We start from the raw sequence: 2333 nt of genomic DNA on the forward strand, positions 1-2333 counted from the left end.
ATAGGCAAAGGAAAGTATCGCTAACAATAAAGGCTCTGGACATGGCAGTTAAGTCCAGAAAGCTATGCTCTGGTTTGATATTCCACAGCGACAAAGGAACCGAATATGCGTGTCATGACTATCAGAATCATCTAAAGAAGTGTGGGATACAGCCAAGCATGAATCGGCCAGGAAAGATGACCGACAATATCTATGTTGAGACGTTCTTTAGGACATTTAAGACCGAGACATACCACGGCGAGAAGTTTAAAGATGAGACGCACTTACGTGAAACAGCGCAGTGGTATCTAGAGGAATATTACAATAATCAGCGAATACACTCATCGTTGAACTTTAAAACACCACAGCAATATGAAAGTATGTAACTTAACAATTAAATCGAGTGTCCACTTTTGTGGGGGAACTCTCCTGGGACACAAACACGCGGGGCGCTTCGCAATTATGCCCCACGCGTTTGCGCCCCATATTTGGAAGTTATGTGCTAAAAGGATTTATATGAGAAATTGGGAAAATTTAACATTCATTCAGAAGGCTGTAATAGGCATCTGCATATTGGTAATTGCAGCGTTAGCTCCCGAAATCGCGCTACTCTTGCAGTTTGGCGGTATCGAAGTAGCGTTTGCATTTTTGCTTGTCGCCTTTCAACCTCTTTCGGCTTGGCTACAACGCTTCTATGTGCAATTTAAAAACATTATTAATCTTGCATTAATTTCTATCAGACATAGTAATTCTGCCAAACCTAGCGTCTTCGCATTACAAGCATCATTTTGTTGTCTGGCATTAGCTTTGACAGGCTCTGGTATGTTCGCCTTTAGCTTTTTCATGCCTGGAATGCTGCTAAATGGGGTAATGACGTGAACGCACATAACAACTCAATAAACTCACTCACTTCGTTCGCTGGGACTCATACACGCAGGGCGGCTTCGCCATTATGCCCTACGCGCCTGCGCCCGTTATTGAAAAGTTAGAAGGCGTCAGCCTAAACTTCGTTTGGCTTAGTTAAAAAAGTAGGGTAACTACCCTCGCCTATTTTCACCCGCATCGCTTTGGCTTTTGGTAGCTTTAATGTCGCCGCATTAACTTCAAAGGTTGCGCATTAGGCGATTTATCGCAAAGTTCTTATTTTAAGTCAGTAAGCGCCAATGCGTTTGTTAGTCCAAATGGCGGCTTGCTTCAGTCAAATCAAAAACATTACCGCGCTGTCGTTTTACTTGTTTGTGTTAATAATCAATCGTATGCTGGCTCTATTAGTTTTTAATAAGGCCAAAGGAACAGGCTCTGCTTCTAACAAGGCGCTAAAGTTCACTCCCTTCGGTCGTCGGACGCTAACATGCGGGCTAACTCGCTTCGCTCGGGATTGTAGCCCACACGTCAGCGCCGCTTAGCTTAAAGTTATATGCACATGGAAAAATTTATATTAATAATTTTTTTGAGCATCCTCTCATTCAACTGCTTCGGACAGCAGGAGTCAGTATGCTTGAACGAATCGTGTAATAAATTATTAGCCGCATTAGATAAAGGCGTTAGGAAGTCTTCAAGTAGTGCGTCTCACTCTGAGATTTTGCAGCTGCAGCATGACCAAATAACAAAAGTCGTACAAACAGGTAGCCGGTTTGAAGTATGTGTAAGTTCTTCTCGGTATTTTGTTGTTGAGTATTATTGTAGCCTAAACGCTGAATGTGAATATATTGCTGAAAGCTCTGTTCATGTGGCTCGCACCTCTTTTGAACAGTGCTTATAACAACTCAATAAACTCACTCACTACGTTCGCTGGGACACATACACGCGGGGCGGCTTCGCCATTATGCCCCACATGTCTGCGCCCGTTATTGAAAAGTTAGAAGGCGTCAGCCTTAACTGCGTTTGGCTTAATACAAATAACAATTCAACCACCCTCACCTGTTGTTCCCAACATCGCCCAAGCATCCGTAGTTTTAATATCACCGCACTTACTTCAAAGGTTGCGCAATAGGCGCTTTACCGCCAAGTTCTTATTCGAGGCCTGCAAGCGCCATTGCACTTGGTAATTCATAGGGCGGCTTGCCTCAGCTAAATCACCTACATCACTGCACTGTCGTTTTACTTGTTTGTGTTAATAATCAATCGTATGCTGGCTTCAACAGTTTTTAAAAAGCCCAAAGGAACAGGCTCTGCTTCTAACAAAGCGCTTAAGCCACTCCCTTCGGTCGCTGGGACGCCTATACGCGGGGCGGCTTCGCCAATTATGCCCCACGTATCGGCGCCCCTTAGCTTAAAGTTAGGCGTCATTTACTTACAGCTTAAAAAAGTGGGTTCAGTCGTGACATTCCAGCATTAAGGTTGTTTCACTAGGT

At 43.9% G+C, this 2333-nt stretch carries 3 protein-coding genes; all 3 read left to right on the forward strand.

The genetic code is table 11. The annotated features are described in order from the left end of the window. Positions 1-365: integrase core domain-containing protein (locus Q4561_RS19675; protein ID WP_303462956.1), on the forward strand; the 365-nt coding region annotated here is incomplete at its 5' end. Between the two features lie 130 nt (positions 366-495). After that, positions 496-858, forward strand: coding sequence for a hypothetical protein (locus Q4561_RS19680; RefSeq protein WP_303462958.1), 363 nt, complete (start codon positions 496-498; stop codon positions 856-858). A 619-nt stretch (positions 859-1477) separates the two neighbouring features. Continuing rightward, on the forward strand, positions 1478-1741 hold the full coding sequence (locus Q4561_RS19685; RefSeq protein ID WP_303462959.1) for a hypothetical protein: 264 nt from the start codon (positions 1478-1480) through the stop codon (positions 1739-1741). The last annotated feature ends 592 nt before the right edge of the window (positions 1742-2333 follow it).

It is taken from the genome of Alteromonas sp. 1_MG-2023, from assembly GCF_030547075.1.
Classification (GTDB): Bacteria; Pseudomonadota; Gammaproteobacteria; order Enterobacterales; family Alteromonadaceae; genus Alteromonas.

Bases quoted from the DNA above. Each gene is read 5' to 3' on its own strand.
- Q4561_RS19680 (WP_303462958.1), top strand. From the start codon at position 496: ATGAGAAATTGGGAAAATTTAACATTCATTCAGAAGGCTGTAATAGGC.